Below are 26,618 nucleotides of genomic sequence, written 5' to 3' on the forward strand. Positions count from 1 at the left end.
AAGGCGGACGCCAAGGCCAAGCCCGAAACCCAGGCCGACCTCGAGTCGGTCGAGGATCACTACGCCGTGCTGGGCGCCGCTCGCGGTGACGACATCGCGGACATCAAGAAGAAGTGGCGCAAGCTGCTGCTCGCGAACCATCCGGACAAGAACCTCAACAACGAGGAAACCGCAAAGAAGAACACGGCCCGGATCAACACTGCCTGGGACGTTTTGTCGAACGACACGGAGCGTCAGAAGTACGACGACGACCTCGAGAAGAAGGAGCAACACGCCAGGTACGCCCAGACCATGTACGGCGACCCCATGGCCGGGCCGTGGACCCGGAGGCCCGAGCGCCGGCACACCGGGCCGACCGCGGAGCCAGAGCCGGAGAGTCGTCGAGAGCGTCCGCGCCGCAGGTACACCGAGCACGATGAGTTCTCCGGTGGCCGGACCGGGCGTCCGAGCAGCGGTCCGCGCGTCTCGCCGGAAGAGATGGGCCTCGCGCGGGGCCGGTCCCTGTTCAGCTCGGGAGGGCGAACTTTCTGGGACACCGTGATGTTCCGGCTGGACAGCGTGTGGCAGCGGCCGATCTACAGCCAGGCCCGGTTCGACCCGCGCGGCCGGGTCAAGATCGGTGTCAGCTTCGTGTGGGCTCCCAGTCGGATGGCGGACTTCTACACCAGCGTCGGCATGCCGCGGATGGACCAGGTGATGCGCACGGCCGAGGTGGAGGATCTGGGCGAGGCGCTGCGCCACCGCCGCCGTGCCGGGCTCGTGCGGCCGCCGTGGGGGGACCGGTACCCGATCGTCAGCGACCTGCTGACAGCGGACGGGGCGCGCTTCCAGCTCCCCGCCGGAGCGGTGTACGTGCAGGGCAAAGCGCTGGACAAGCCGATGGAGGTCCGTGCGGACGGTGCCGCCATCGCCCTCGTCAACCTGCACTCCGCGCATTTCCAGGAGGCCTACGAGCTGAACCGGCGGGGGTCGCTGTTCGCCATGGCGTGCGGTCTGACCCAGGACCAGCATTCGCTCCGGTTCATGCGCGAGTTCCGCCGGGCCGGGTACGGGAATCCGGCGCACTTCCCCAGGGACCTCCTGGGGCTGCACATCACTCCCGACGAGAAGCACCTCGTGCTCGGCGTTTCGGGGAACGCGGGCATTCGGAGCTATCCGGGGGCTACCACCTCGACGACGAGGATTCCGACCTTCGTGTCGGACGAGTACCGCTACAGCCCGGACGAGCTGCACCGGATCAGGCTCGAGTCGCGGATGGACTCCCCGGAGTATCTGCCACCGCGGCCGCCGACCGAGCACCGAGGACCGGACGAGCATCCGGGAGGGTCCGATCAGCGGACCGCAGAGCCGGAATCCGCGGGGTCGGACGAGCGGGTCCGCTCGCGAGCGCGGGCCGCGCTGCTCGACTTCGACCCGCTGAGCGCGTCCCGTGGCGTCCCCTCGAAGGCGCTGGACGACGAGGGCGGCCACCGGCCGGAGACCCCGCTGGACCTGGACGGGGGCGAGGCGCACGAGCTGACGACGTACTCGACGCCGCCCGCCGACGTCGCCGGGGCGGAGTCGACGCGATCGGACGGTGGCGATCACGGCATCGCCGGACGCGGCGCGGGACGAGGCGGTCTGGAGACGATCGTCGAAGAGCCCGCCGACGTCGCCGAGCAGGAGCACACTGAGCCGGCCCCGTCCGAGCAGGACTCGATGGTGGACCGGGCACTGCGGGAGCGGCCCTGGGTCGACGGCGACATCGACGGTTCCCGCATCCGGGCGATGGTCAAGGACCTGGTGCGCGACCCGAAGTCGGACGGTACCGAGCTGGACAAGCGGGTCGACATCGCGTTCTCGGACCAGAACCTCAAGGACGGATTCCGCTCCGGCCTGGAAGGTCTGCACATCGTCGACCTGGGTGACAAGCCCGGCCGGGGCCCGCGCGTCGTGCTGGACGTGAACGAGCTGTCCGAGCCGGGAAGCCGGCTGCCGGGAACCGACGACGTGCGGACCTCCGGTGGTCGGGAGCGGGTGCTGCACCAGGTCTCCAGCAGCCGGGCCAAGGCGCGCGCCGAATCCGTCGCGGTCCGGGTGCCGACGCCGTTCGTGGCGGTGTCGGGGAAGCTCGCCGGGTCCGCTCACCAGCGCGAGTCCGGCATGAGTTCCGCCGCGAAGCGCGGGACGTCGACCGAGATCACCGAACCGCACCTGCCGGTCGTCGCCGCCCGGCACCAGGCCCGCTACCGGATCTCCGCCACCTCCACGGGACGCCGTCCGCAGCGGTACTTCAGCGAGGCGGTGGCCGACCTGCGGCTGAAGTGGCCCCAGCGATCGCAGCTGAACCCCGAGGGCGGTCTCCGGACCGGGAACCCGGAAGCGATCGAGCACGTCGACTTCTCCGGCGTCGGCGGCATCTACCGCGCGGTGCGGGACAAGCTCGGCGGCGACTTCTCCCCGAACGACCCGGCGGAGCTCGATCTCCGCACCGTGCTCGCCGAACTCGGCGGCGAGGGCAGGTCGCTGCTCAGCGGCGAGGTGCTGCGCAAGACCTTCGACTTCGCCGGTGGCGGCAAGCCGGTCGACGTCCTCATCGGCGTCACCGATGTCCGGCCGCTGCGGGCCGCGACCTCCGAGGCGAGGCTCACCCGTGCGGAGCGGACCGGCGGGGAGATCTCCTCCGGCGAAGCGATCACCTTCCGGCACGGCGGCGGTGGTGGTGTCGCGGGCGGGGACGTCACCGGCCTCACCGGCTTGCTGTTCGGCCCGCAGAGCGAGGACATCCGGAACAAGATCCACAACGGTTCGGCGGTCGCGAGCCACGAGCACGAGACCACGGAGAACTACGAGGGCCCGCTCGACGAGGTGCTGTCGAACCTGACGTACGTGGTCGACGTGCTGCCGCACGACGCCCGCGCCACTTCGGGTGAGCCCGCCTTGGTCGCCGGGACCGCCACCAGCAGGCTCAAGCCGCACAACGCCGAACAGCACGGGTGGACCAACAGCGTCGCCACCGCGCCGACCGAGCCCGCCGCCCGGGAGGTCGACGCCGAACAGGCCCGCAACGCCCCGGATCGGGTGGACGCGATCCACCGCTTGCCGAAGGCCACGGTCGACGCGCTCGTCGGCCCCGCGCTGTCCGAACTCGCCGTCCAGGGGCACGTGGCCCCGCGCGAGCTGCCGCGCGCCGCGCAGCGGATGCGGCGCTTCGTCCAGGACCACGCGCGGGAGATCACCCGCGGGGACGGCGTGCGGTTCCCCCTCAGCGCGGTGTACAAGGGCGCGCCGGACGTGTTCTTCCACGGGGAGATGGACCTCGACCGGGCGGAACTCGCCGCCGACGAGCCGGGCACGAGCATCGGCGGCAAGCTCGTGTCCGCCTACCAGCGCATCACGGGGCAGGACAAGGACCGGACCCGCGCCCACGGGATCGGCGGGATGGGCTACGCCGACAACTTCTGGCCCGGCCTCACCGGATTGACCCTGGACCACACCAACATCGCCGGGGACACCGTCACGCGCAAGGTCGCTCACGAGCAGTCGTTCACCGGGAAGGGCGGGGTCCGGCGGTACGAGTACCGGGCCGAGTTCACCACGCGCCTCGGCGGCACCTGGTCGGACCCCGGGGCGGCACTGCCCGGTGTCACCGGTGCGGTCCACGTGGAGGCTTCGGACTCGCCGGGCACCGCGCTCGGCGAGCCCACCGGTGAAGCCGAGCCGGAACAGGTGTGGCAGGACGGTGCCGCGCAGCACGATGGGCGCGACGGTGACCTGCCCGCCGGTTTCGAGCTGGATTCGCTGGCCCCGGTGCCCGGACTGCGGCGGACCACGGCGACCATGCTGGGCGGAGTTCCCTTCCACCGGTGGCGGGACATGCTGAAGCGGCCGTTCATCGGGCGCGCGCCGGTCAAGTTCGACGAGCACCGCGGTCACTGGTCGCGCCACAACGCGGGCCGGTCCAACGACCCGGGTGAGGACGTGTTGAACGAGCGCAACGCCGGTTTGGGCGGGCTGGAGGTGTTCAGCTCACCGGAAGAACGGATGGCCGGTTTCGCCGGGGCGGTGCTGCTCGGGGACCGCCGCGAACTCAAGACCCACAACCGCGGCGGAGTCCTCGGCAGCCGGGAGCTGCACGGGGACATCTCCCTGCGGACGCGGTTGAGCAATCCGACGCCGATCCGGGTCGACGAGCGGCACTGGTTCGCGGACAAGAGCAGCTCGGAGACCGACCGCGCCGTCAGCGCGCAGAAGTCCCTCATCGGCAGGCTTCGGGCCGGGGCGGTCACCGTGATCCCGGTGAACAAGGGGTCGGGCTTGGGCGCCGGGGTGGGGGGCGAGCTCGCGTACACCCGCGGCTCCGGCACGTCCGACTCCCGCACCGCCAAGAGCACCGACGCGACCGGGCACTACGAGCGCGGGTACCTGATCCGCTACGACGGTGAGCACACCGCGCACACCTCGGTGCGGCGGCGCTGGGAAAGCCTGCTGCGCAGGCTGCACGACGGAACCCCGGTGCACGCGACGAAGTCGCTGCGGCAATCCGGCTACGCGAAGGTGTGGGTCCCGGCCAGTGCGATCGACCAGGTCGGCCGGCTCTCCGAAGCGGACGTCGCGAACCTGCGGCCGGAGGACGCCGAGCGGTACCGCCGGGCCCACGGACCGGACGCTCCGGTGGACGGGGAACCGGCGGCGCCGCGTTCGGACGGGGACGCGCGGCAGGACGAGTCCCGGGGAGCCGAGCCGGTCGAGCCCCCCGCCGTTCGACCACCGGACGACGTCGGGCGCGGCAAGGGCGTCATCGCCGCGCACCGCTTGAAGGCGGGCGGCGAACTGGCCGAGGGGATCGCCGAGCAGCTGGCCCGCCGGTCGCGCGCCAACGGAGAGTCGACCAGCGTGCGGTGGCAGGCCTTGGCGGCCGTGCGGCACGCACTGCACGGGGCGCGGGCGTCGAGCGACCCGCCCGCGGCGCAGCGGCTGTTCGACTCGCTCAACGAACGCATGATGCGGGACTCGGTGTGGCCGGTGCTCGGCTCGCGCAAGGGCGACCCGGTGCTGCGGGAGATCGTCAACGGGGGATGGCCGCTGCTGGTGGTCACCGACCAGGCATTCGGCAGGGTCGAGCAGCTCGTGGTGGTGCGCGGCACCCCGCGCGGAGGGCGCTTCCACCAGACGATCGGGCGGCCCTCGGATCCCGGCGAGCCCGGACGTTCCTCGGAGCACGAGCTCGTCCACCGGTCGCGCCAGTACGACACGCGAGGGTTCTTCGGCAGGTTCACCGCCATGTTCGTCGGCTATCCGGCGGCGACCGGGGCTCCCGCGGCCCTGATCGCGCCGGGCGGCTCGATCACCTACAACACGGTGAGCCAGCCGGAGCACATGCGGGAGCACACCACCGGGGCGTTCGCCGGGCTGGAGGGTGCGAGCCACCAGTTCGTCCACGACCTGGACGTCGAGATCGACGTCTACCCGTACGCCTCGCCGGGCGCCTACCGCAAGCTCCTGCCGGACTGGGTCTCCACGCTGAGCTCCCCGGTGCTCAGCGAACCGTGGTCGGGCGGCTTCACCGTGCCGGACGCGATCCGCTCGACGGTGCCGGTCGAGGAGACCGTCCCGCTCGGTTCCCCGGAACCGGAACCGCTCGCGCAGCAGGTCTTGTCGCTGCGGCACGACCAACGGCAACGCGGGGTGCCGCTCGGGTTCTCGCCGAACGCCGTCGTGCACGTCGGTCGTTTCGAGGCGCCGGGGCTTCGCGAGGGCTTGAAGAGCCTCTTCCTCGGCGGCGGCGAGCAGCACCGTCCCCGGCTCCGCCCCGGTGACGCGCACTCCCTGCTGACCGAGGCGCACGTCGACAAGCTGCGCAACGACCTGCCGCGAGCGATGTCCGCGAGCGGCTACCAGGCCGAGTTGACCAGCGGCCCCCTCTCCGGAGTGGTGATCAAAGCGGGACTGACGCAGCGCAAGCTGCACCAGGTGCTGGACGGTTCGCTGAAGCCGAACGAAGTCGAGAAGCGGCTCGTGAAATGGGCGGCGGACCAGGGCCTCGACTGGGGCCCCGCTTTCCTGCTCCAGTTCCGTGATCCGCAGATCCACAACTCGGCCTACCGGCCCGTCCACCAACTCGCCGAGTTCGAGAAGCCGCTGGGCCGGCGGAACCGGAAGCAGTCCACCGAGCTGTCCGCGAAGATCGAGGCCGCGGCCACCGAGCACCGGACGATGTACCTGGTCACGGCGGTTCCCCGGTGGAGGATCGAACCGAGCTACCGGGGCGAGGGCACCCCGCGGGAGTGGGCGGACCCGATCAGCACCGGCCGGGACGAGCCGATCCCGCTCCTGGTCGACCGCCAAGGGCTGCTCGACCTCGGTTTCGAGGTCCCGGCCCCCGGCGAGGAGATCGGGGCCGAGGGCACCAGCCCCGCGCGGGAGCAGGTCGTGGCGCTGCCGGACGAGACGAGCGACCAGGCCACCGGTGAAGAGCACCCTTCGGAGTCCACTGCGGACTTGTCAGCTCGGCCGAGCGAGCTTGCCGGAGCCGGGGACGGTGCACACGGCGGATCGCCGCGGCGCGACCGCGAGATCGACGTGCGCGTCGACGAAGGACGCACGCTTCCGCTCGGCATGGACAACCGGGATCTCGACGACATCGAGGACTCGGTGCACGAGAACCGCTGGATGGTTCCCGACGGCGCGGAGGTGGTGCGGCTCGCGCAGGCGCGCGACCCCGAATCACCGCACTACCGGGCAGGCTGGGATCAGCTCACCCCGGCGCAGTCCTGGGCTTTGATGGCCGCTGAGCTCCGCGGCGCGCAGTTCCACCAGCGTGACCGAAACAGGGCCATTGCTCGTATCCGCAGGCTCAACGAGCAGAGTGGTGCGAACTACCCCGACAGCAAGGCGGAACGCGCCGAGATCGCGGCCGCGGCGCACGAGAAGCTCAAGTCCTGGCCCATCGCCAGGAACCTGTTCCCGCACGCGCTCGTGCCGGACGGCAACGGCGGGCAGGCTCCGCTGCTGCGGTTGCTCGCCGAAGGACAGCCGATCCAGAACGCGTGGGAGCGAGGTGTTCTGCGCGACGCCGACGCGAGTCATCGCACCAAGGTCGAGTGGTGGTTCGGATATTCCTCCGCTTTTCAGCAGGGCGACGGCACGACGGTCGTGGACCCGTCGGAGATGCCGCGCTACGCCGCTGTGATCCCGCCGAGCCGGACCGAGGGCACGGCCGTTCAGTGGGGCACGGTCGTGCTGCACTGGAACGACGAGATCCGGGCTCGCACCACGTTCACGCCCGGGGACACCGGTCTCGCGCTCAGCGATGATTCGGATGCGAACGCGGTCAAGTACACCGACAACGAACACCTGTACACGTTGCTCGCCTATGGCGACGAGGAGTTGTTCCGGCACCTCGTGGCCGAGGCCACCGATTTCCGCTACGACCCCGAGCTGGCCGGGGCGCCCGGAACGAGCACGCACGATTACCTGGAAGCCCAGATCCACGGCCCACTGGACTTGTCCGCCGTGGAGAAGGTGGTGATCAACTGGGGACGCATCAGTGCTCATGACGGCTTCCAACCCAGCCTGACTCGTGCCGAAGCCGAAGAGCTGGCCGCGGACCTGCGTTCCGCGCGCCCGGAGCTGACCGTCGAACTGGGCAAGGAGCTCGGTGAGCCGGGCGAAGCCGACGCGGCCGAGCAGGACCGGGTGCGGCGGTTGTACGGCCTGGCGCCCGACCGGAACCTGGACGAGCACGAGCTGGCGGCGGCACGGGAGCTCGATCGGCTGGCCGGTGGCGGTCCGTTCGCACGGCACGCCGAGCGCCAGGACCTGATTCGGTCGCTCATCGGAGAGGACGGCTCCCGCCCGGACGACGAGGCGGCGACGCGGATGCTCTCGGAGCTCTTCGACAACACCGTCCGGCGGGGTGTCGAAGGTGCTTCGCCCGACGCGGAGCCCGGTGTGGATGTGCAGGCGTCCCCGATGGGGCCGGAGTGGCGATCTGCCCGGGTGCACGCGGTGTCGGCTGATGGGGTGGCGCCGCTGTTCGAGGTGCGTCGTTTCACCTCGGGTGACGAGGAGGTCTTGGCCGCGACGGTGCGGCTGAGCCTGCGGCCCGGTGCGGGCGTCAGCGCTGAGCAGGTCGACAGGTTGCACCGGTCGTTGCTGGCGGCTGCCGAGCGGCGGGTGAACGCGGCGGGACGGGAGTTCTCGTCGGGTGCGTTCGCCGGTGCGCGTTTCGCGCTGGACGTGCAGCGCGATGACCGGCCGGGAGGCGCGGCGCACACCGGGTTCACCGTCGTCGACGGTCCCGCCTCGGACGGCCAGTGGTCGTTGGACAGCAGCGGCGACAAGTTGCTCGACGGTGTCCTCCGGCAGCTCGGGGCACCCCCCGTCCAGGACGGCGCGGACGTGCTCGGTCCGGAGCGGCTTGCGGGGATCGCGTCGTCGGTGGAGGGGTCGTGGCCGATGCATCCGGACCCGCGACTGCGGGAGGAGCACCCGGCGCACAGCGCGGGCTTCGACGTCGCGGAGTACGACGTCGCCCGCGAGCAGGCTGCGGTGACCACTGTGGACGTCGACCTGACGCTGCCGTTGCCGGTGGAGGACCGCGGTGGGCCGCGCGCGTACTTCGACGTGCGCCGTTTCGAGGTCGGCGGTCAGCAGGTCGTGGAAGGCACGCTGCGACTGGACCTGGTTCCGGCGGAGGGCGTCACCGCTGAGCACGTCGATGCGGTGTGGCGGTCGACGGTGTTCGGGGTGAACTACCTGGTCAACAGTCAGGGGCTGTTGTTCCCGGCGGGTGGTGAGCTGGCCGGTGAGCGCCTGTTGGTGCGGGCCGAGCGTTCGGATCCCGACTCGGCGCATCGCAGAATGGACATCACCGAACCGGGGTCGCGGGCGGACGACGGCCGCTTGCCGGTCGGCAAGTCCCCGTTGATCTACGGCCACGAGCTGCTGCACCGCTTCGGTTTCGCCGACGAGCACGCGGGCGAGCGGCGACTGCCCGCGGACCTGCTCCAGCACATCCGCAACCACAAGCAACTGGTGGCCCGGCACATGGCCGACTGGGGCGGTGTCACGCGGCGCGCGCACAACACCGGAACCAACGTGATGGGCGGGATCGACGCCCAGGACCTGACGGTGGCGCCGCGCGTCCCGTCGCGGCACCTGAGCCGGCTCGACCGGGTGATCTCGGGTGCGTTGGCGTCCCCGACGCCCTACCTGGGCCCCGACCACGCGGCCACCGGTCAGCACGAGCCCGAGCCGAGCTCGGACGACGACGACCCCGTCACCCGGTTCAAGGAGCACCGCCTCCAGCAGCTGCTCGCCGAGATCAACGACTACCTCGCCGTCCGCGAACCGGACAGCACCCGCGTCTGGCACGGCGCGGACGGCCGGGATCGCCGGGGGAGCGAGCAGGAATGGCAGGAGCACCTCGACCGCGGCGCGGACCTGTTCGAGAGGTGGCATGCCGAGAACGCCGCCGGGCGACGGCCCCGGCGTGAGCCCTACGTGCTGGAGAACCGCGTCGAAACCCTGAAGAGGGAACTCGAACTGGGACGACACGGCCCTCGGGCCGTTCCGAAGATCAGCCATGGGCCGGAGCAACCCGGCCGGCCCACGACGAGGAGTCTCAAGCGGCTGATCGATGACGTGGAGGACCACGCGGTGCGGGCCAAGTCGAGGCTCGACCTGATGGGGGACACGCTCGGCGACCTCGGTGCCGATACCGAGCACCGGGGAACGCATCGGCGCATCCAACGCGCATTCCGGCGCCTGTTCACCGAGCTGCACGGTTGGCGTGCGGAGGCGGTCCCCGGGCAGCCGGTCGACCGCGACCGCTACGAGTCGCTGGCGCAGCTCTACCACGGGCTGGTGAACCTGGAGGACGCCTACGGTTCCGAGTTCGAGCAGGTGAACTCTCCGCTGGAGAAGTTGCTCGCGAAGATGGCCGGCGTCACGACGACGGACCTCGACTTCGGTGGCCTGCTGGGCGAGTACGACCGGCTCGGGCGCCGGGTGTCGGCGATCCGGCCGGTCAACGCGCTCGACGCGGCGGTGCGGCCGGCGGACCCGTCCGAGCTGCCGTTGCTGGAGCTGTCCGCGGCGCCGGGCGGGCTCCTGTGGCGCACGGACGACGAGATGCTCTACCGGGAGGACGACCGGGACTACGAGGCCGTCTTCAGGTCCGGCTTGGTGCCGTGGGAGGACTCGGCGCTGCCGGCCTCGCTGGACACGCACCAGACGACGATCGGCCTGCGCACGTCCTTCGTCTCGTTCAGCCGGAGCAAAGCCTTCTCGGCGGAGTGGGGCGACCACCGGTGGAACGACGACTACGACGTGAACCGGCGCGAGAGCGACCGCATCCAGGTGTTCGAGATCGACGCTCCCGGCGGGATCGACCTGGTGGCGTCGTTGAACCGGTACGCCATGCCCATGCAGCAGGAGGTCGTCTTCCCCGGCGGCGTCCGGCCGGAGTACATCCGCGGTGTCGAGCTGCGCCACGACGACGGTCGGATCGAGTACGTCCACAACCCCGCCTACCGGGCGCGTTCCGCTTCCGCGCCGGTGTCCTCGTCGGCCCCGGTGGTGTCGCGGGGGCAGGCGACCGGCTCCGCTCTGGGACGGTCCGGGGTGTCCTACCCCGGCCCGAGCAGGCCCGGGCTGCTCTCCGGCCCGGAGCCGGGGAGTGATCGTCCGCTTCCACCGGTGGTGCACCGGGGCGAGTTCGAGGTGGAGGACGTCGACGGCGAGCCGCACGTGCGGTTGTACACCGTGGTGTCGGCTCCGCAGTTGCCGCAGCTGGACGTCCTGAGCGGGCAGCCGAGCGCGGCCTCGGTGGGCGATGTGCAGCAGGACCCGGTGACCGGGCGGATCCAGGTGCTGTCCTCGCAGGTGGGGCGGCCGTTGTCGGTGATCGCGGGGCGTCCGCTCTCGGCGGTGCAGCTGCTGTCGGCTGCCGAGGACGTGCTGGCGGAGGTGCTGCCGTGGCGTTCGGCGAACCCGCCGGTGATCCGGTCCTACCTGGCGCCGCTGGAGTTCGTGCGGGAGCTGAGCCGGGATGCCGAGGTGCGGGAGGAGTTCCCGCACCAGCACGACGGACGCACGGTGAACGTGTGGCCCAAGGCGGGGCCGAACCTGTTCACCGTCGCGCCGGAGTCGTTGCCCGATTTCACGGGTTCGCTGCGGCCGGGTTCGATGGTCACCTACACCTCGGGCCTGGGCAAGGATGGGCTGCTGCGCGGTGACTGGGCGGGTGCGGTCGAGCACGTGGACGGCCTGCGGGACCGGCTCGGCGTGCCGCGCACGGACCGCGAGCTCAACTCGAACTGGCGGGCCTGGCCGACGCTGGACGAACTGGAGGCCGGTTCCGTCTGGCAGTCGCGCCGCATCGCGCGGGGCCTGCGGCAGCACCACTCCACCTGGCTGGAACTGGTGTCGCCGTCGCGACGGGACGCGGCGGCCACACTGCGGGCGGGCGACCCGATCGTGCCGCTCGGCCAGCGGACCGAGGAGTTGCGGGACTTCCTCGACGAGCACGAGTTCGGCGAAACCCGGCTCGACGACTGCGTCGAGCACCACCGGACGGCGTCGAAGCGTCCGTGCGAACTGGACGACTTCATGGAGCGCACGGTGCGGCCGTGGGCCGATCAGGCCACGATCGTGGTGGCGCTGGCGGAGGACCACGGCCGGATGCTGGGCGACCTGGGCATCACCGGCAAGGGCGCGGAAAACGAGTTCGCCGCCCTCCGGGAGGAGCTGCCGCAGCAGCAGGCTCGCCGGCGGGCTGCCGGTGCGGCGATCACCGCGCGGTGGCGCGACCGTGCGGACCCGGACCGTCTCGTCGCGACGGCCGGTGAGCACCTGCCGGAGCTCCTGCACCGGGACGGACCGCACTTCGGCGGCGAGGGCCCGGAGGATCACCGCGAGCGGGTGCGGCGCACCTTGGGGCGGTACCTGGAGCTGGCGCGGCAGGAGCCGGACACCGGCCGGGTGATCCCGGTGGACGCGGTGGTCAAGGCGATCCTGTTCCGCGGCCTCGGAGCCGACAGCGCGCAGCGGCAGCAGGCGGCCCGGTACGAGCAGTACTCGGACGAGTTCCCGCCCCAGGAGAACTTCGCCGACGGCGTGTCACAGGACCAGGACGACGAGCACGAGCTCGTCCAGGACGACGCCGAGGCGCAGCAACGGCGGCCCGACGCGGTCCCGCGCAACGCGGTGGCGGCCGACCTCGCCGGGCGCTACGGCGAGGTCTTCGCGGACGGTGACCTGGAGGCGGCTCGGGTGCTGGTGGCGTCCGACCCGTTCGGGCAGTTCCACCAGAACAAGGCCGATGCGGACGCGGTGTTCGAGTTCGTCGCGCGGACGGCGTTGCGGCTGACCGGCCGCGACGCGGCCGGATTCCGCGGCAGGCTGCCGGATTCCGCGGTGCGCGACGTGCAGCGGCTGTTCGTGGAACTGCACCAGTTGCACCAGGCGGAGCGCGCCGAAGCGGACTTCACGACCGGCGCGCCGGTCACCACTTCCGGCGACCGGCTCTTCGCGTACGTCCCGAGCCTGCGACGCGGAGTTGCCGAGCTGGAGTCGTTGTTCGCCACGCCGCGGGCCGTGCGCGAGACCTACGCCCGGCTCTTCCCAGCCGAACCGCTGAACGGGAGCGAAATACCCCACGGCCGTTCGAGGCCCGGTCCGGCCGCCGCGCGCGAGTCCGAGACCGGGCCGGTACCGGCTCGCCGGGACCGGCCGCCGTTGCGGGATTCGAGCTTCGATTCGGACGATTCCGAATCCGAGTCCGAAACCGGTTCTCGGGACGGGGAGATCGAGGTCGGTGACCAGGAGTTCCGGGCTCGTTACCCCGAGTTCGTAGGGGTGAACGCGGCGCGGTACGAGAGTGGTGATCCGAGGCATCGGACGAACTGCCACCGGGCGGTGCTGGCGGCGTGGGCGACGCGTGCTCGCGGTGAACTGGTCACCGCGTCTCCGGATGACGTGGTGACGGTGCGGGACTTCGCGGAGGAGGTGGGCGCACGACCGGTCGCGGCGACCTACCGGAAGGTGGCCGAGCACGTCGCGGGTCAGCGCCCGGGAGCGCTGGGCGTGGTGCTGCTCCACGGTCAGGGCGGGAAGTTGCACGCGGTGCTGGGAGAACGTGCCGGTGGCAGGGCGCGCTTCGCGGACGTCCAGCGCGGCGTGATGGTCGAACCCCGCCCGGGTGATGTCGCGGGATACGTGCCGTTGCCGGGGACGGGTGCGGTGCCGATCGCAGGTGAGCCGCTGAACCCGGCGCTGCTGATCGGGATGCAGAAGTACCCCGTGGACGATGGCGGCGGTTCGCGGTCGACCCGTCGCGAGCGGTTCGCGCGCCTGCTGGGGCGGTCGGGCGGTCCGTCGTCGGCCGGTCCGTCGGGCTCGGCGCGGGGAACCGATTCGTCGTTGCGGCGGCAGTTCCCCTCGCTGTTGCGGAACTCCATGCGGGGAACGCCGGGAAACGAGGTTCCCGTCCCGGACCCGGCCTCGTCGAGGCCCGCCCCGACACCTACTCGTGCGGAGATGGGGCTGACCCCGCTGTACACCGAGCCGCCGCACTACGGCGAGTCGTCCGCGCCGCCTCCCGCGCAGGCCGGTGGGAATTTCCGTCGCGCGAGGCTGGTGGACTCCATAGCGATCACGGAGGCCAGCTTCCCCGGCCCGGATGACGCTGCCGCGTTCTTCCGGGAGATGTTCCCGAACCTGCTCGCGATCAACCCCGGTGGTCGGCGCAAGAACGACTGCGGTTCGTCGGTGATCGCGACGATGCTGACGCTCGTCGGCGGTGTGACCGTGGAAGTGGACGGTGGCGGCCCGATGACCGTCGGGCTGATGCAGGAGCGATTCCAGGACGTGCTCATGAAGCAGACGCTCGTGAAGTACGAGACGCAGATCTTCGCCTCCGAGCCCGAACGACAGGCACGTGCCTCGGAGATGTCCAACAGAGATCGCCTCGACGCGTTGTGGGATCGGCACCACCGCCGGGGGCAGCGGAACTTCGGCCTGTCAGCTGAGCAGGTGCTCGACATCGAGGCACTGCCGTCTGCCCAGCGGCGGCAGGCCATCGCGTCGCTGCGCGAGGAGTACGAGGAGCTCGAGGACATCCTGCTCCTGATTCGGCAGCTCGTTAACGAGCCACCCCGAGCGGTGGGGGCTTCGTACGCTGAGGTGACCGCGTACGCACGCGACCTGCCGAACGAGAAGGCGGTGGTGTTCCTGCGCGGTTCCGAGGGGATGCTCCACGCAGTCGTCGTCGCGACCTCCCCCGAGGGTGTGGTCATGTTCTTGGACGGGGACCGCGCGACGATTCCCGATGCCCGTCCCGAGACCGTGGTGGGAATCCTGCCGTTCGCCCCTCCGACGGAGGGCGAGTTCACCGGCCGGGTGCTCGACCCCGACCAGCTGGTCGGGGCTCCGGCGGGTCGCGTTCCGATCGCGGTGGAGGACTTCGCCCCGGACGCCGCCGCGGTCGGGGTGCAGGACTAGATCCGCGCCGCCGCGCACGACGGGGAACCGCTCACCGCCGGACACCTGGCCGAGCGCTTCGGGATGAGCAGGCAGCGGGCGTTCGAGCAGATCGACTCCGTCGCGCGCGCCGACGTGCTGGCCGCCGCGGCGGCGCGTCGGCCGCTCGGGCCGACCGCCCTGGCGGAGAAGTACGGCAAGAACGGCGAGTGGGCGCGGGACGTGGTGCTCCGCGCCGCCGACGAGTTCGGAGCCGAGTTGCGGGCGGCGAGCGCGGAATCGCCGTTGCGCGGCACCGGGTCGCTGCACGAGCGGTTCGGGGCCACGGAGAAGCAGAACACCGCACTGCTCGAAGCCGCCGTGGTCGCCGAGCTGCGCGCCGCCGCGGACCTCGGCCGTCCGTACGACGCCGACGACCTGGCCGCCAGGTTCGGCGATCACCCGCTGCCCGCGAACACGCTCATCGCCGTCGCGGGGGCGTCCGACGCGCGCGAGGCCGCCCGCGACGGCCGCCCGCACACGCCGGCCGCGCTCGCCTCGAAGTACGGCTTCTCCTCGACGCGCGCGAGGGAGCTGATCGGGTTCGCCGCGCTCGCGGACGCGCGGGAGGCCATCGATGGCGGCGGCTCCCACACCGCCGCCGAGCTGGCCGCCGCTACGACATGAGCCGTCGTTGGGCGTCCGAGCGGATCGAGGACGCCCGCGACACCACCGGGCTCGTGCAGCCCTGGCCGTTCACCCGGGTCTCCCGTCCGCTGGGCGACGACCTCGGCACCGCCTCGGGCGCCGCGCAGCGGGCTCGCGCGCAGGTGCACGCCGCCGTGGAAGCGGGCCGCAGCGCACCGCGGAGGAGCTGGCCGAGACCTTCGGCAAGCCACGAGCGCGGGCCTTCGACCAGATCGACCAGGTCGCCCACGCCGACGTGCTGGCGGCATCCGGACGCGGTGACCAGTACGACTCCGAGGCGCTGGCCGCGAAGTACGGCATGGACCTCGGCTGGGCCGGTCGTCGGATCAGTGACGCGTTCGCGTTCGAGCACACCAGGAAGAACGCCGCCGCGCTGATCCAGCGGTACGTCCGCGACGGTCGGCCGATCGGACCGGAGTCGGTGCAACGATCGGCCGCCGAGCTCGGCGTCCGGCCGGACACCGTGAACGACCTGATCGCCGACGTCGCGCAGCACGACGTGATCGTCGCGACTCGGACCACCGTGCCGTACTCGGCGGCGCAGCCGGCCGAGCGATACGCGCGGACCGAGGACTGGGCCGCGCTGCAGATCACCGCCGCCTTGATCCGCGAGACGCTGGCGCATCCCCGCGTGGTGCACCACAAGTTCGGGTTGAGCCGCACGGCCCAGCGGCAAGCGGTGCGGGAAGCGGTGCGCACCTTCGCACTGCGCACTCCTTTCGACGACCTGCACCGCCGAAGGCTCATCAACGCCGGGGACTCCGGCGGCACCGCGGACTACGAGCGCGAGCTCGATACCGATGATTCCGACAGCGATGACTCCGACGACCTCGTGCGCGGAATCCGCGTGACGGATCTGAGCCGTCGCTTCGGGGTGGCCGTTGACAGCGTCGAGCAGCAGCTCAGCTCGGCGGCGCGCCACCTCGCCCGCGCGGCGGCGGACGGGCAGGTGCCCTATTCGGCGACCGAACTGGGTGAGAGGTTCGGCAAGGATTCCAGGTGGGGTTTCGACCGGATCGGTGCCGCGATGCGCGCCGATGCGGGCGATGACCGGGTCGACACCGCCGCTTCGGCCCAGCGGTACGGAATCAGCGTCGCGGCGGTCGAGCACCAACTCGTCGCGGACGGTCTCGCCGACGTTCGCGCGGCGGGCGACCGGATCGTGTACGGGTACGACGGCCCCGGGGCCGCCGGGTGGGAGCAACAGCTGCGCGAACTCGGTCTTCCTCGCACCCTCGAAGAATTGACCGGACCCCTCGGCCTCGGCCGGGAAGAAGGACTGTTCTGGATCGGTGCCGCACTGCTCGCCGGTCAACAGCCGCTGCGCTCGACCGAGACCGTCGCCCAGCAGTACGGGATCGGCGAGGCGGAGGCCGAGCACCTGGTGCAGACGCTGACGACCGTCGAAGCGCTGGCGATGATGGTGAGGTCCGCGGGAAGAGCGGAAGTCGTGCAGCGCCTGTCCGCCAGAACCGGCAGGACGGAGAAATGGGTCGACGACCGGAGGGAGGAGGCCGCCCTCTACTACCTGCGAGGCGCTGGTGAGCGGTCGAGCAGTGGGGACACGTTCACCGCCGCTTCGCTGCTCGGGCTGGCCACGACCTTCGAGGTGGACAGCGGCCGGCTGCGCGACCGGGTCAACAGCGCCGCGGAGGCCGAGCTCGCGCCGGACCCGGCCGGTCCGGCGCCGTACAGCGCTGAGGAACTCGCCGAGCGCTACCACATGGTCGTCCGGTGGGGCGAAGACCGGATCTCGCGTGCCGCGCGCGATGATGCTCGCGCAGCGGTGCGGGACGGCGCGGCCCCGCACGCCGTCGAGGCGCTCGCTCGGCGGCGCGGCATCGGCCGCGACGTGGCGGAGCGGGCCATCGCCGCCGCGGTGCTCGACGACGCGCAGGCGGCCGGCCGGTCGCACGCCATCGCCGAGTTCGCTCAGGGCTACGGCCTCGACACGGGAGCTCTGGACCGGCACCGCGATGCCCTCGCCCGGCTCGACGTGCGCGAGGCGGCGGATCGCGTGCAGCCGATCAGCGATGGGGTGCTGGCCGAGAAGTACGGCAGGAGCCGGTCTTGGGCGCTGGAGCAGATCGACGCCGCCGCGGGTGAGTTCCTGGCTGATGCCGCGGTGGCCGTTCAAACGACCCACAACGACCTGGCGGCGATGTTCGGAAAGGACGGGGAGTGGGTCCGGCGCACCCGCCGCACCGCCGCACGATCCCATGTGCGGGCGTCGGTGGATCGTGGCCAGTGGTGCGCTGCTGACGAGTTGCGAGCTCGGTACCGGATCAGCAGGGCCGACGCCGACGAGGACCTCAGGGCCGTCGTCCTCGAACACGCGCTGACGAGGGCGCGCAGCGGTTCCCCGGACACCGTCGACCAGGTGTCCCGGCGGTACGGCTTTTCCTCCGATGCGGCGAGTTTCGTCGTCGAACGGCTCGCGCACGAGTACGTGGACCGCGTCGACGGTCGTCCCGGGTACGCCAAGGTGGCCGGGGAACTCGGGCTGAGCGAGGCGCACGTTCGCAACGAGGCGCTGCAGTACGCGCGCGAGGCACGGGAGAACTTCGAGCCTTGCACTCCCGGCGAGCTCGCCGACCGGTACGGCCTCAGCCGGAACGAGGCCGAGAGCGTGCTCGACTACGCCGAGAACGTCGCGGACGATTCCGATTTCGACATGGAGTGGGAGTAGGCGGCGGTGGTGGACCGCGGGCCTTCGAGACCGGTGAGCGGGGCCGCCCGTGGGGGGTTCCCCGCTGCGCCCGCCGCCGTCCGAGACCGCTCGCGCCCCCCAGGTCCACGATGACGAGGACTTCCCGGGCCGCGAAGGTGCGCACGAATGACCGAGGTGATGATGAGCGACGATCTTGCCCGTCGGGGCGCCGAGTGGCTGGAGCGCACGTACGGCGGGCTGGTCACCCTCACCGGTGACGAGCCGCTGCGGGACGGGGCGCGGACCGCGCTGTTCGCCTGCGATTACGCGGCCGGTTCCAGCGAGCCGTTGCTGGCCGCCACCATCGCCGTGCCCAAGGACGGCGGGGAGCCCTTCCCGGTGGCCAACGCCGATCCGCTGGACGAGGAGATCAACGGCTCCGCCGCCGCAGGGGCGTGGCGCTGGCGGAGCAACGCGCGGGGCTGCCTGATCGCCACCGACGCGGCGGTGGACCGCTTTCCCGCCTCGGCGCTGCCGTGGGAACCGATGGACGAAGCACCGGGCTGGTGGGGCCGGATGCTGGCCGCGCACTTCCCGGGCGCCGAGCTGAGCACCTGCTCGACCTGGCAGGACGCCACCTCAGTGATCCTGGAGGGCGGACCGGGCACCCGGGGCGTGATGTGGCTGCGCAGGCAGCTCGGCGGGGTCGAGATCACCGGGCACCTGCTGTACGCGTTCCACGACGAGGACCAGGTGATCGTCCTCGACGGCCAGCGCGGAACGCTGGCCGGCCTGGACGACGACGAGGTCGTGCAGATCGAGGTGGCCCGCTTCCACCGCCCCCTGCCCGGGGCCGTCGAAGTCCTCGCGCTGCCGTGGGAGGGCGTCGCCCCCGACCTGGAATCCGCGATCGGCAAGGCGGAGAGCTGGCTGGACCACGCCTACGGCGACGACGCGGTGCTGGTCGAGCCGGACGCCGCGGACGAGACCGAGCGGGGCTGGCTGTTCGCCTGCACCACGCCGCGGTTCCTGGAGTCGGGTGACTGGCGGGACCAGATGCTCGACGCCGCGCTGGTGGTGCCGAAGGAGCAGGGCGCCGTTCCGTTCGGATTGCCCAACAACGACCCGTGGGCCTACCTGTCCCAGTGGGACGAGGGCGACGAGGACCTGCCCGAACCGCCGCTGCCCGCCAACGCGGCGTGGTACGAGCCCACGGTGCGCGAGCTCGGTGAGCCGCTGAGCACTTCCGAGCACCAGCGCTGGGGCGACGTGCTCTCCGAGCTGTCGGAGGCGCCGGAGGGCGCCAGGGCGCTGGTGTGGGTGCGCCGCAAGGACGCCCGCGAGCGCGAAACGGTGGGCAACCTGCTGGTCGCGACGCAGCGGGACGGCGGGGTGCGACTGGTGGACTCGATGGCCGAGGAGGGCCTGCCCGCCTTCGACCAGGCGCCGCTGGGACTGCACGTCGTGCGCTTCCAGTAGCGGGTGCGCACCGGATACGAGGAGACCGAAGTGGACGAGCAGGCCGGGACCGACGACGAGGCCAGGACCGACGACCAGGTCTGGGAGGATGCGCTGGCCGACGCCGCCGAGCGCGCCGAGTTCGGGGAGGGCGACCGCTGGCACTTCCTGCTCGACCCCGCTTGGGAGGAGCAGGACGAGCCGCCGCCCACCGCGGCCGTCGTCGGTGGCTGGTTCGTCGAGGGCGGCGGCGACACGGCCCTGTTCCGGGCCAATCCGCACTACGAACCGTCCCGGCCGGGCCTGCCGACCGACCCGGTCGATGCCGCCCTGCAACTGGCGGTCGAGGACCGCGCCGACGGCGCCGAGGTGCTGGAACGGCTGTCGCAGGTGGTGCTGGGCCTGGCGGTCGACGCGGAGGGCAGGACGGTGGTGACCGAGTCCCCGGACGACGCGCTCTCCGTCTTGGTGGCCACGTCCCCGGTGCACCGGCGCCGCGTACCGGACGCGCGGTGGGTGGAGGTGACGGTCGACGAACTGGCCGGCGGACTGCCGGCGGCGGGACTCGACGTGCTGCTGAATCCGGGAGCTCCGGCGTCGATGCGGATCGAGGCAGCGGCGCTCGGGGACGCGTTCGCGTCCGCGGCCGGACCCCCTGGTGCGCAGGAGCAGCCCGTGCGCGCCGACTGATGCCGGTGCGGCGTCACGGATCTCGGGGTGCACGGGCGCACCGCTACGGCGTGGGCGGGGCAGCGAAATCTCCACTCGTTCCACGGCGAAAGCGCTGCCGGAACGGCCGGTCCGACCTCGACGACCTGCCGGGGAACGTCGATGGCGCGGCGCGTGCGGACGCTCAGCTGGTGGTGGTGACGTCGAGCTCGCCGCCGAGGTCCGTGGACCACTCGTGCCACGGCCCGCTCGAGGGGCTGTCCTGACGGGTGCGCGTCAGGCTCCCGTCCCTGCCGATCCCGTACACGACCATCTTCCCGGCGGAGTCCTTCACCGCGGCGGTCAGCTCGGCGAGATCACCTTCGTGGGGCTGCCAGGGGTACCACCTGAAGCGTTGCGACTCGGACTGCCAGCTTTCGTGGACGGCTCCGTTCGCGTCGCGGGCGAACAGCACCAGAATCCCCGTGGCGCCCGTGGCGACCATCGGCCGACCGGCGAACGCGCCGGGTTCGCTGCGCCACTGCCGCCAGGTCCGCCAACCGCTCCAGACGTTGGTCGCGGTGTCGCGTTCGCTGCTCTGCACGATCTCGCCGTCGGGGCCTTGGGCGAACAAGTGCAACTTGCCGAACTCATCGAGGATCACCGACGGCGAGGTGGCCGCTATGCCGGGCACCTGCTGCGCCGGGTTCCACTCGTCCGCACCGAGGGCGGCCTGCGCGTGCGTCCGCACCACTCCGTCGCCGCCCAGCGCGAAGAGCTTCAACGTGTGCTGGGAGTCGACGTGCACGACCGGATCGTCTTGGATCGGGGGCCCGGGGATTTCCCGCAGTCCGGTCCAACCGCCCTCGTCGGCCCGGCTCTGGTGGGTCTCCCAGAGCCCTCCCGCGGTGGAACGGGCGAACACGTGCAGCCTGCCCGTGGCGTCCTGCGCCGCCGCGGGCGTGCCGATCAGCTGCGCGCCGCCGAGGTCCTGCCACGTGCCCGGCGCCGAGGCGTCCGCTTCCACCTGCGGGTTGTACGACAACGAGCCGTCGGCGCCGATCACGAACGCCGCCATCCGCTTGTCCGAGTCGGGCACGGTCACCGGGTTCCCGGCGGCGCTCCCGCCGAGGTCGGTCCACCCGGCCATCTCGTCCTGCGCGGGCGCGATCTGGTGGGTGCGCACCACGGTGCCCTGCTTGCTCCTGGCGAGGTGGGTCAGTCGCCACTTGCCGTCCAAGACCGCCCGCGCCGCGGGGTCCCTCGCGTAGTCGGGCCGGAACCCGTCGGACGGCCCGTCCTCGAGCGGTGCGACCGGCGAGCCGGGGAAGCTCTCGTCATCCAGGGTCACCGCGTTCGGCACGAACCAGCCGACGAGCAGGATCGGCGTCGCGAGCAGCGCGGCTCCGAGGAGGCAGACCGCCGCCAAGCGCTTCCGATCACCGCTGCGGGCGCGAATCCTGGGCAGGGGAACGGTCGGAGCGTCGTCGGCCCCGGTCCACCGGGTCGTTTCTGAGGAATCGCGTCCGTCCGGTGAGCGTCCGGACTGATCGTTGACCGAGAACAGCGGCACTGGAGACCTCCACGACACGCCATTGGGCCATTCAGGTTCGAATTTACCACTGTTCGAAACCGGACATTACGCACGGTTGATGCTTTCCGGAACGGGCCGCCACGTGAGCAGGCAATACGTTGCCCCTTTGGAGGTACTCACCGGTGCGTCCAGGTTTCGCAGGGTAGGTGCCGCCTCGTGATCCACCTCGGACGCGGTCCGTGCTGGTGGTGTCCCGCGATCGGGCGTGCGGCCGGGAGCGGGCCCGACCCGTGGCGGCGTTGGAAGAATGCCGCAACGGCATGGTTGCTCGCGCCTCCGACGAGGAATGCGAACGTCCATTGTGGACGTCGTTCGGCCGCGGACGTGGGCGAACCGGATCGCGGACGTGGCCGGGTCGCGATCGCCCGGCACCGTGGCGCGCTCGGCCGGCCGAATTCGCCGGTGCCGTTGTTCGCGATTCGCGAAGAATGCGCGACGAGTGGTCGAGGAGCCCATTCGACGCTGTTCACCGCGCGGCAATTCAGGAAGATTTCAACCGTCGTGCAAGGTATCCGTGGAATGTGCGGTGACCGGGAGATCCGGCGGAACGCTTCCTCTCGCGTGCTTCTCGGTACCGCCTAGCCGAACGGCTCAGCCCGCGTGCAGCGGCAACCGGACCTCGAAGCGGCATCCGCCCGGAACGTTGCGCACCGACACGTTGCCCCCGTGGGCCCGCACGACCCCCTGCGCGATGGACAGCCCGAGCCCGCCGCCCCGCTCGGCGCCGGGTGCGCGTTGCCCGCCCCGCCAGCCCACGTCGAACACCGAGCTCAGGTTCTCCGGCGGGATTCCGCCGCACTCGTCGGAGATCCAGACCATCGCCCAGCCGTGCTCGGCCAGCACGTCGATCGACACCGTCGTGTTCGCAGGCCCGTACTGCATCGCGTTCATCAGCAGGTTGTTGAACACCCGGGTCATCGTCCGGTCGTCCACCGCGGCGGTGACCGGCTCGACGCGGTTCGGCCGCAGCCGGATCGAGCGCTGGTCGGCCAGCACGTCGAGACCGGCCACCACGTCGCTCAGCAAGTCGTCGAGCGCCACCTCCCGCAGCGTCAGGCGCAAGGTTCCGGCCTGGAGCTGGGAGAGCTCGAAGAGGTCGTCGACCATGCCGGTCAGCCGATCGGCATCCCCGCGGATCTTGCGGTAGTAGCCCGGCACGTCGTCGGCGACGCCGTCCTCCAAGGACTCGGTCATCGCCCGCAAGCGGGCCAGCGGGCTGCGCAGGTCGTGCGAGATCCACGCGACCAGCTGCCGCCGGGACGCCTCCACGGCCTGCTCGCGGTTGCGGGACTCCGCGAGCTTGGCGCTGGTCACGCGCAATTCCCGGGCCAGCTCGGCCAGTTCCGCGGTCGGCGGGTCGTCGGCCAGCTGGAACCGCTGGTTCTGGCCGAACGCGCGCGCGGCGTCGGTCAGCTGCCGGCTGCCCCGCACGACCGAGCGGCCGAGCAGCAGTCCGATCCCGATGGAGACCAACCCGGACACGAGGTTCGCCGCCAGGTTCGTCGATGCGGGCAGCTGATCCGTCTGCCCCACCAGCACGATGGTGAACGTGCTCGCGTTCAGCGCGCACACGGTGATCACGACGACGGCGACCAGGGACACCTCGACGGAGTGCCGCCGGAGCACGCGCAGCACCGCCGCGCCGATCAGGCCGATCCCGACGGATTCGCAGATCGCGATCAGCGCGATCACCAGCGGATTCACCGGGGTGCTCCGGGTCCGCCGGGTGGGTCGAACCGGTACCCGACGCCCCACACGGTCACCAGCGCGGTGGGACGCGCGGGATCGTCCTCGATCTTGGACCGCAACCGCCGCACGTGCACGGTGACCGTGGAGGCGTCGCCGAAGTCGTAGGACCACACCTCGCGCAGCAGTTCGTCCCGGCGGAACACCCGTCCGGGGTTGTCCAGCAGGAAGACCAGGAGCTCGAACTCCTTGTTCGTCATCGTCAGCTTCTGCCCGCCCTTGCTGACCACGCGCGCGGCCCGATCCACCTCCAGGTCGCCCACCCGCACCACCTCGTTGGCCGGGGCGAGCGGCGTCGTGGTGGTCCGGCGCAGCACGGCCTGCACCCGCATCACCAGCTCGCGCGGGCTGAACGGCTTGGTCAGGTAGTCGTCGGCGCCGGCTCCCAGCCCGCGCAGCCGGTCGTTCTCGGCGCCCAGCGAGGTGAGCATGATCACCGGAACCTGGCTGCGGGTGCGCAGCTGCTGCAAGACCTCGATGCCGTTCAAGCCGGGCAACATCACGTCGAGGATCACGAGGTCGGGTGCCATCTGGTGGGCCAGTTGCAGGCCGACCGCGCCGTCCGAGACGACCACCGGGCTGTATCCCGCCCGTTGCAGGTAGTCGGAGATCACCTGGGCCACCGCGTGATCGTCCTCCACGACCAGCACGCGCAGCTGCCCAGCGCGTGAGCCGCCGTCCGTCGTCTGGCCCGGCTGCGTCATCTACCAACCTGTTCTCGATCTTGAGCTCGCCGCGCGGTTCGTCGTCGCATCAAGGCGTGCACGACACGGCGATCGAGCCACTGCATTGCGCAGATCTTCCCCCCATGGTGTTCCCCCGCGCTGACCGGGTGGCGGCTGCGGAGGTCGCCGCCGGGACGATCGGGCCTGGTGGTGCCGGTGTGGTGCGACGTCGGGCGGGACTCGGCCATCCTCGCCCTGACGAGCCCTTCACCAGGAACGAGGGCGGCGCGAGACCTTCCTGCGAGTCCCTCGGGCGCGGGCTTGGCGCTGGTCGGTGACCGAGGCTTTCTCGGTCAGGTAACAGCAACGGGTAGCTGGTTCTGCCCCGGCCTCGCCCACCGTCCGGTGACGGCCGGACCGGTGCACCGAGTCCGCCCCGAGCGGCGTGCGAGGGCGCCGAAACGTGGTCTGCTCGCCTGACCGGGGTGGGTGACGTGGTGTCATGTCCGCCGGTGACCTCGCGCCACTGCACGCGCGGTGACCGGCGGGATGCAATGGGCGCATGACATTCGAGCCGACTCGCGTCGATCAATCCGCGCACGTCTCGTTCTGGCGGCGGCCGTTCCGGCTCGTCCGCGAGAACGTGCGCGCCTATCTCCTCATCAACGCGGCCGCTTACGGCCTGTTCGCCGTCGGGTTCGTGCTCGGGCTCGCCTTCCCGGAGCTCCAGGTCGCGCGGTCGGCGTCGCTGGAGGAGGACGGCACCGGTGAGCTGGTGCGCTGGCTGGTGAACACTCCGCCGCTGTTCGCGCTCACGATCCTCGGGGTCAACCTGTTCCGGCTGAGCCTGCTGACCATCGTGGTGCCGTCCCTCGTCGTGCCCTTCGCCGGGCTCGCGTTCTTCGGCTACTGGGCGGTCGAAACCGGCATCACGATCGTTCCGGTCTCCGCGCAGGGGTGGGTGGCGCTCATCCCGCACTCGCTGACCGTCGTCATCGAGCTGCAGGCCTACATCCTGTTCCTGCTCGGCGCGTACCTGCTGGGCAGGCACTGGCTGTTCCCCCGCGCCGTGGGCGCGACGAACCGGCGCCAGGGCTACGTCCGGGGCCTGCGGCGGATCGGCCTGCTGGCGTTGCCCGCGCTGGTGCTGCTCGTCGTCGGCGCGGTGTGGGAGGCGTACTCGCTGCGGTACCTCGTGCACCCGCTCGGCCAGTTGCTGCTGTGATCCGTTCCCGGACGCTCACCGGTTAACCTCGACCGCATGGGTGATCAGTGCTTGTTCTGCGGGATCGTGACCGGTGACGTGCCGAGCGTGCAGGTGGCGGAGGACGCGACGACGTTCGCGTTCATGGACATCAACCCGGCCTCCGACGGCCACCTGCTGGTCGTTCCGAAGCGGCACAGCAAGGACCTGTTCGAGATCCCGGCCGAGGACCTGGCCGCCGTCACGCTGGCCGCGCAGCGCGTCGCGAAGGCGGCGGTCCGGGAGCTCGGTGCCGACGGGGTGAACCTGCTCAACTGCTGCGGGGCCGACGCCTGGCAGTCGGTGTTCCACTTCCACCTGCACGTGATCCCCCGGTACACCGACAAGTCCAAGGACCGGCTGACGCTGCCCTGGTCGCCCGTGCCGGGCGATGTGGACACGATCGCCGAGCTTGGCGGCCGACTCGGCAAAGCCCTGGGGTGACCTGGAAATCGCTCGGAGCGACCGCTCCCGGGCCGGTGGGAGCGGACAGGGGCGACCGTTCAGGCCTGTCCGATGTGGATGGACTTGGGCGCGGCACCCTCCAAGGGGCTTTCCGGCTCGGCTCCCGTCCCGACTGACCGGGGGTTTCTGTCCTGGTCGGTCAAGAACGCGTACCATCGCGGTGTGCCACGGCCGCGGGAGTTCGACGAGGATCGCGTCGTCGAGGCGATTCGCCAGGAGTTCTGGGACAAGGGCTACGCGGCGACGTCGGTCGACGACCTCATGCGCGTGAGCGGACTGGGCAAGGGCAGCTTGTACGGAGCCTTCGGCGACAAGCGCGCCTTGTTCCTGCGGGTGCTGCGCGAGTACAACGACGCCAACGTGCGGACGCTCCAGGAGCGGTCGACGTCCGCGTCGCGGGGCGTCGACTTCGTGCGCGAGTTCGTGCGCGGTCCGAGCTGCGACTCCACCGGGACGTCCGCCCAGCGCGGATGCCTGCTGGCCAACAGCACGGCCGAACTGGCGATGAGCATGCCGGACGTCGCGGCCGAAGCCCGGCGCAGCTACGACGCGACCGCCGCAGTGCTGGCGGAGGCGATCGAGCGGGCCCAGCGCGAAGGCGATGTGGATCCCGGCGCGGACGCCGGGCCGGTCGCCTACGCGGTCCTCGCCGCCCAGCTCGGCGTGGTCGCGCTCGGGCGGACCGGTATGGGCGTCGACGTGCTCGCCTCCGTGGCCGAGTCCGCCCTGGGGCGGTTGCTGCCCGCGTAGCGGGCGGGTTGCTCCGGCGAATTCCGGCTCTGCGCCTGGAGAATCTCCGCCGTGAGTCGCCGCTCGCGCGCCTCGCTGGGCCGAGCGTCGGTGACCGGCGTGGACGGCCGGTGCTTCGAGCCCGGTGCTCCGGCCCGATCTTCGGGGATCGAAGGCGTGGGCCGTCGCGCGAGGGGGGCGCAACCGCCCGCGCCCCCCCGCGGGGGGAGACCCACGCCGCCCCCCCCCACCCCGGGGGGGCGGGGC

11 protein-coding genes are annotated in these 26,618 nt (G+C 71.5%); 8 read left to right on the top strand and 3 right to left on the bottom strand.

Annotated elements, in window-relative coordinates; translation table 11 throughout:
• The first annotated feature begins 66 nt into the window (after window positions 1–66).
• From ACWD38_RS03370 to ACWD38_RS03390, 5 genes are all read left to right on the top strand, one after another.
• A complete protein-coding gene (locus tag ACWD38_RS03370) occupies window positions 67–14,487 on the top strand; it encodes a scabin-related ADP-ribosyltransferase (protein ID WP_450123248.1) in 14,421 nt (4,806 codons plus the stop codon).
• 63 nt (window positions 14,488–14,550) lie between these two features.
• Complete coding sequence (locus ACWD38_RS03375) at window positions 14,551–15,132, top strand: hypothetical protein (RefSeq protein ID WP_184477783.1); 582 nt, start codon at window positions 14,551–14,553, stop codon at window positions 15,130–15,132.
• Between the two features lie 256 nt (window positions 15,133–15,388).
• The gene (locus tag ACWD38_RS03380) at window positions 15,389–17,842 is read left to right on the top strand and encodes a hypothetical protein (protein ID WP_450123249.1); all 2,454 of its coding nucleotides are present in this window, start codon (window positions 15,389–15,391) and stop codon (window positions 17,840–17,842) included.
• Window positions 17,843–17,989: 147 nt separating this feature from the next.
• A complete protein-coding gene (locus ACWD38_RS03385; protein WP_246456687.1) occupies window positions 17,990–19,282 on the top strand; it encodes a YrhB domain-containing protein in 1,293 nt (430 codons plus the stop codon).
• 3 nt (window positions 19,283–19,285) lie between these two features.
• The gene (locus ACWD38_RS03390; protein ID WP_450123250.1) at window positions 19,286–19,951 is read left to right on the top strand and encodes a type VII secretion system-associated protein; all 666 of its coding nucleotides are present in this window, start codon (window positions 19,286–19,288) and stop codon (window positions 19,949–19,951) included.
• Between the two features lie 163 nt (window positions 19,952–20,114).
• Here ACWD38_RS03390 and ACWD38_RS03395 read toward each other — a convergent pair whose 3' ends face one another.
• The 3 genes from ACWD38_RS03395 to ACWD38_RS03405 all read right to left on the bottom strand — a co-directional run bounded on the left by ACWD38_RS03395 (window position 20,115) and on the right by ACWD38_RS03405 (window position 23,953).
• Window positions 20,115–21,338: a hypothetical protein gene (locus ACWD38_RS03395; protein WP_184477788.1), complete on the bottom strand. Its 1,224-nt coding sequence runs from the start codon at window positions 21,336–21,338 to the stop codon at window positions 20,115–20,117.
• 756 nt (window positions 21,339–22,094) lie between these two features.
• Window positions 22,095–23,207: a sensor histidine kinase gene (locus ACWD38_RS03400; protein WP_450123251.1), complete on the bottom strand. Its 1,113-nt coding sequence runs from the start codon at window positions 23,205–23,207 to the stop codon at window positions 22,095–22,097.
• On the bottom strand, window positions 23,204–23,953 hold the full coding sequence (locus tag ACWD38_RS03405) for a response regulator transcription factor (protein ID WP_184477790.1): 750 nt from the start codon (window positions 23,951–23,953) through the stop codon (window positions 23,204–23,206). Before ACWD38_RS03405 ends, ACWD38_RS03400 begins: the two co-directional genes overlap by 4 nt.
• Window positions 23,954–24,476: 523 nt before the next feature.
• Between ACWD38_RS03405 and ACWD38_RS03410 the strand changes: the two genes are divergently transcribed.
• The 3 genes from ACWD38_RS03410 (at window position 24,477) to ACWD38_RS03420 (ending at window position 26,372) form a co-directional block, all read left to right on the top strand.
• Entirely contained in the window at window positions 24,477–25,139 is a 663-nt protein-coding gene (locus ACWD38_RS03410) for a stage II sporulation protein M (RefSeq protein ID WP_184477791.1), read from the top strand.
• Between the two features lie 36 nt (window positions 25,140–25,175).
• Complete coding sequence (locus ACWD38_RS03415; RefSeq protein ID WP_450123252.1) at window positions 25,176–25,601, top strand: HIT family protein; 426 nt, start codon at window positions 25,176–25,178, stop codon at window positions 25,599–25,601.
• A 183-nt stretch (window positions 25,602–25,784) separates the two neighbouring features.
• Complete coding sequence (locus ACWD38_RS03420; protein ID WP_450123253.1) at window positions 25,785–26,372, top strand: TetR/AcrR family transcriptional regulator; 588 nt, start codon at window positions 25,785–25,787, stop codon at window positions 26,370–26,372.
• Window positions 26,373–26,618: the final 246 nt, after the last annotated feature.

The sequence above is a fragment of the Saccharopolyspora sp. NPDC002578 genome (assembly GCF_053592695.1).

Coding starts and splice junctions, on each gene's coding strand:
- ACWD38_RS03375 (WP_184477783.1), top strand. CDS start 14,551: ATGAGCAGGCAGCGGGCGTTCGAGCAGATCGACTCCGTCGCGCGCGCC.
- ACWD38_RS03385 (WP_246456687.1), top strand. CDS start 17,990: ATGACCGAGGTGATGATGAGCGACGATCTTGCCCGTCGGGGCGCCGAG.
- ACWD38_RS03405 (WP_184477790.1), bottom strand. CDS start 23,953: ATGACGCAGCCGGGCCAGACGACGGACGGCGGCTCACGCGCTGGGCAG.
- ACWD38_RS03410 (WP_184477791.1), top strand. CDS start 24,477: ATGACATTCGAGCCGACTCGCGTCGATCAATCCGCGCACGTCTCGTTC.
- ACWD38_RS03415 (WP_450123252.1), top strand. CDS start 25,176: ATGGGTGATCAGTGCTTGTTCTGCGGGATCGTGACCGGTGACGTGCCG.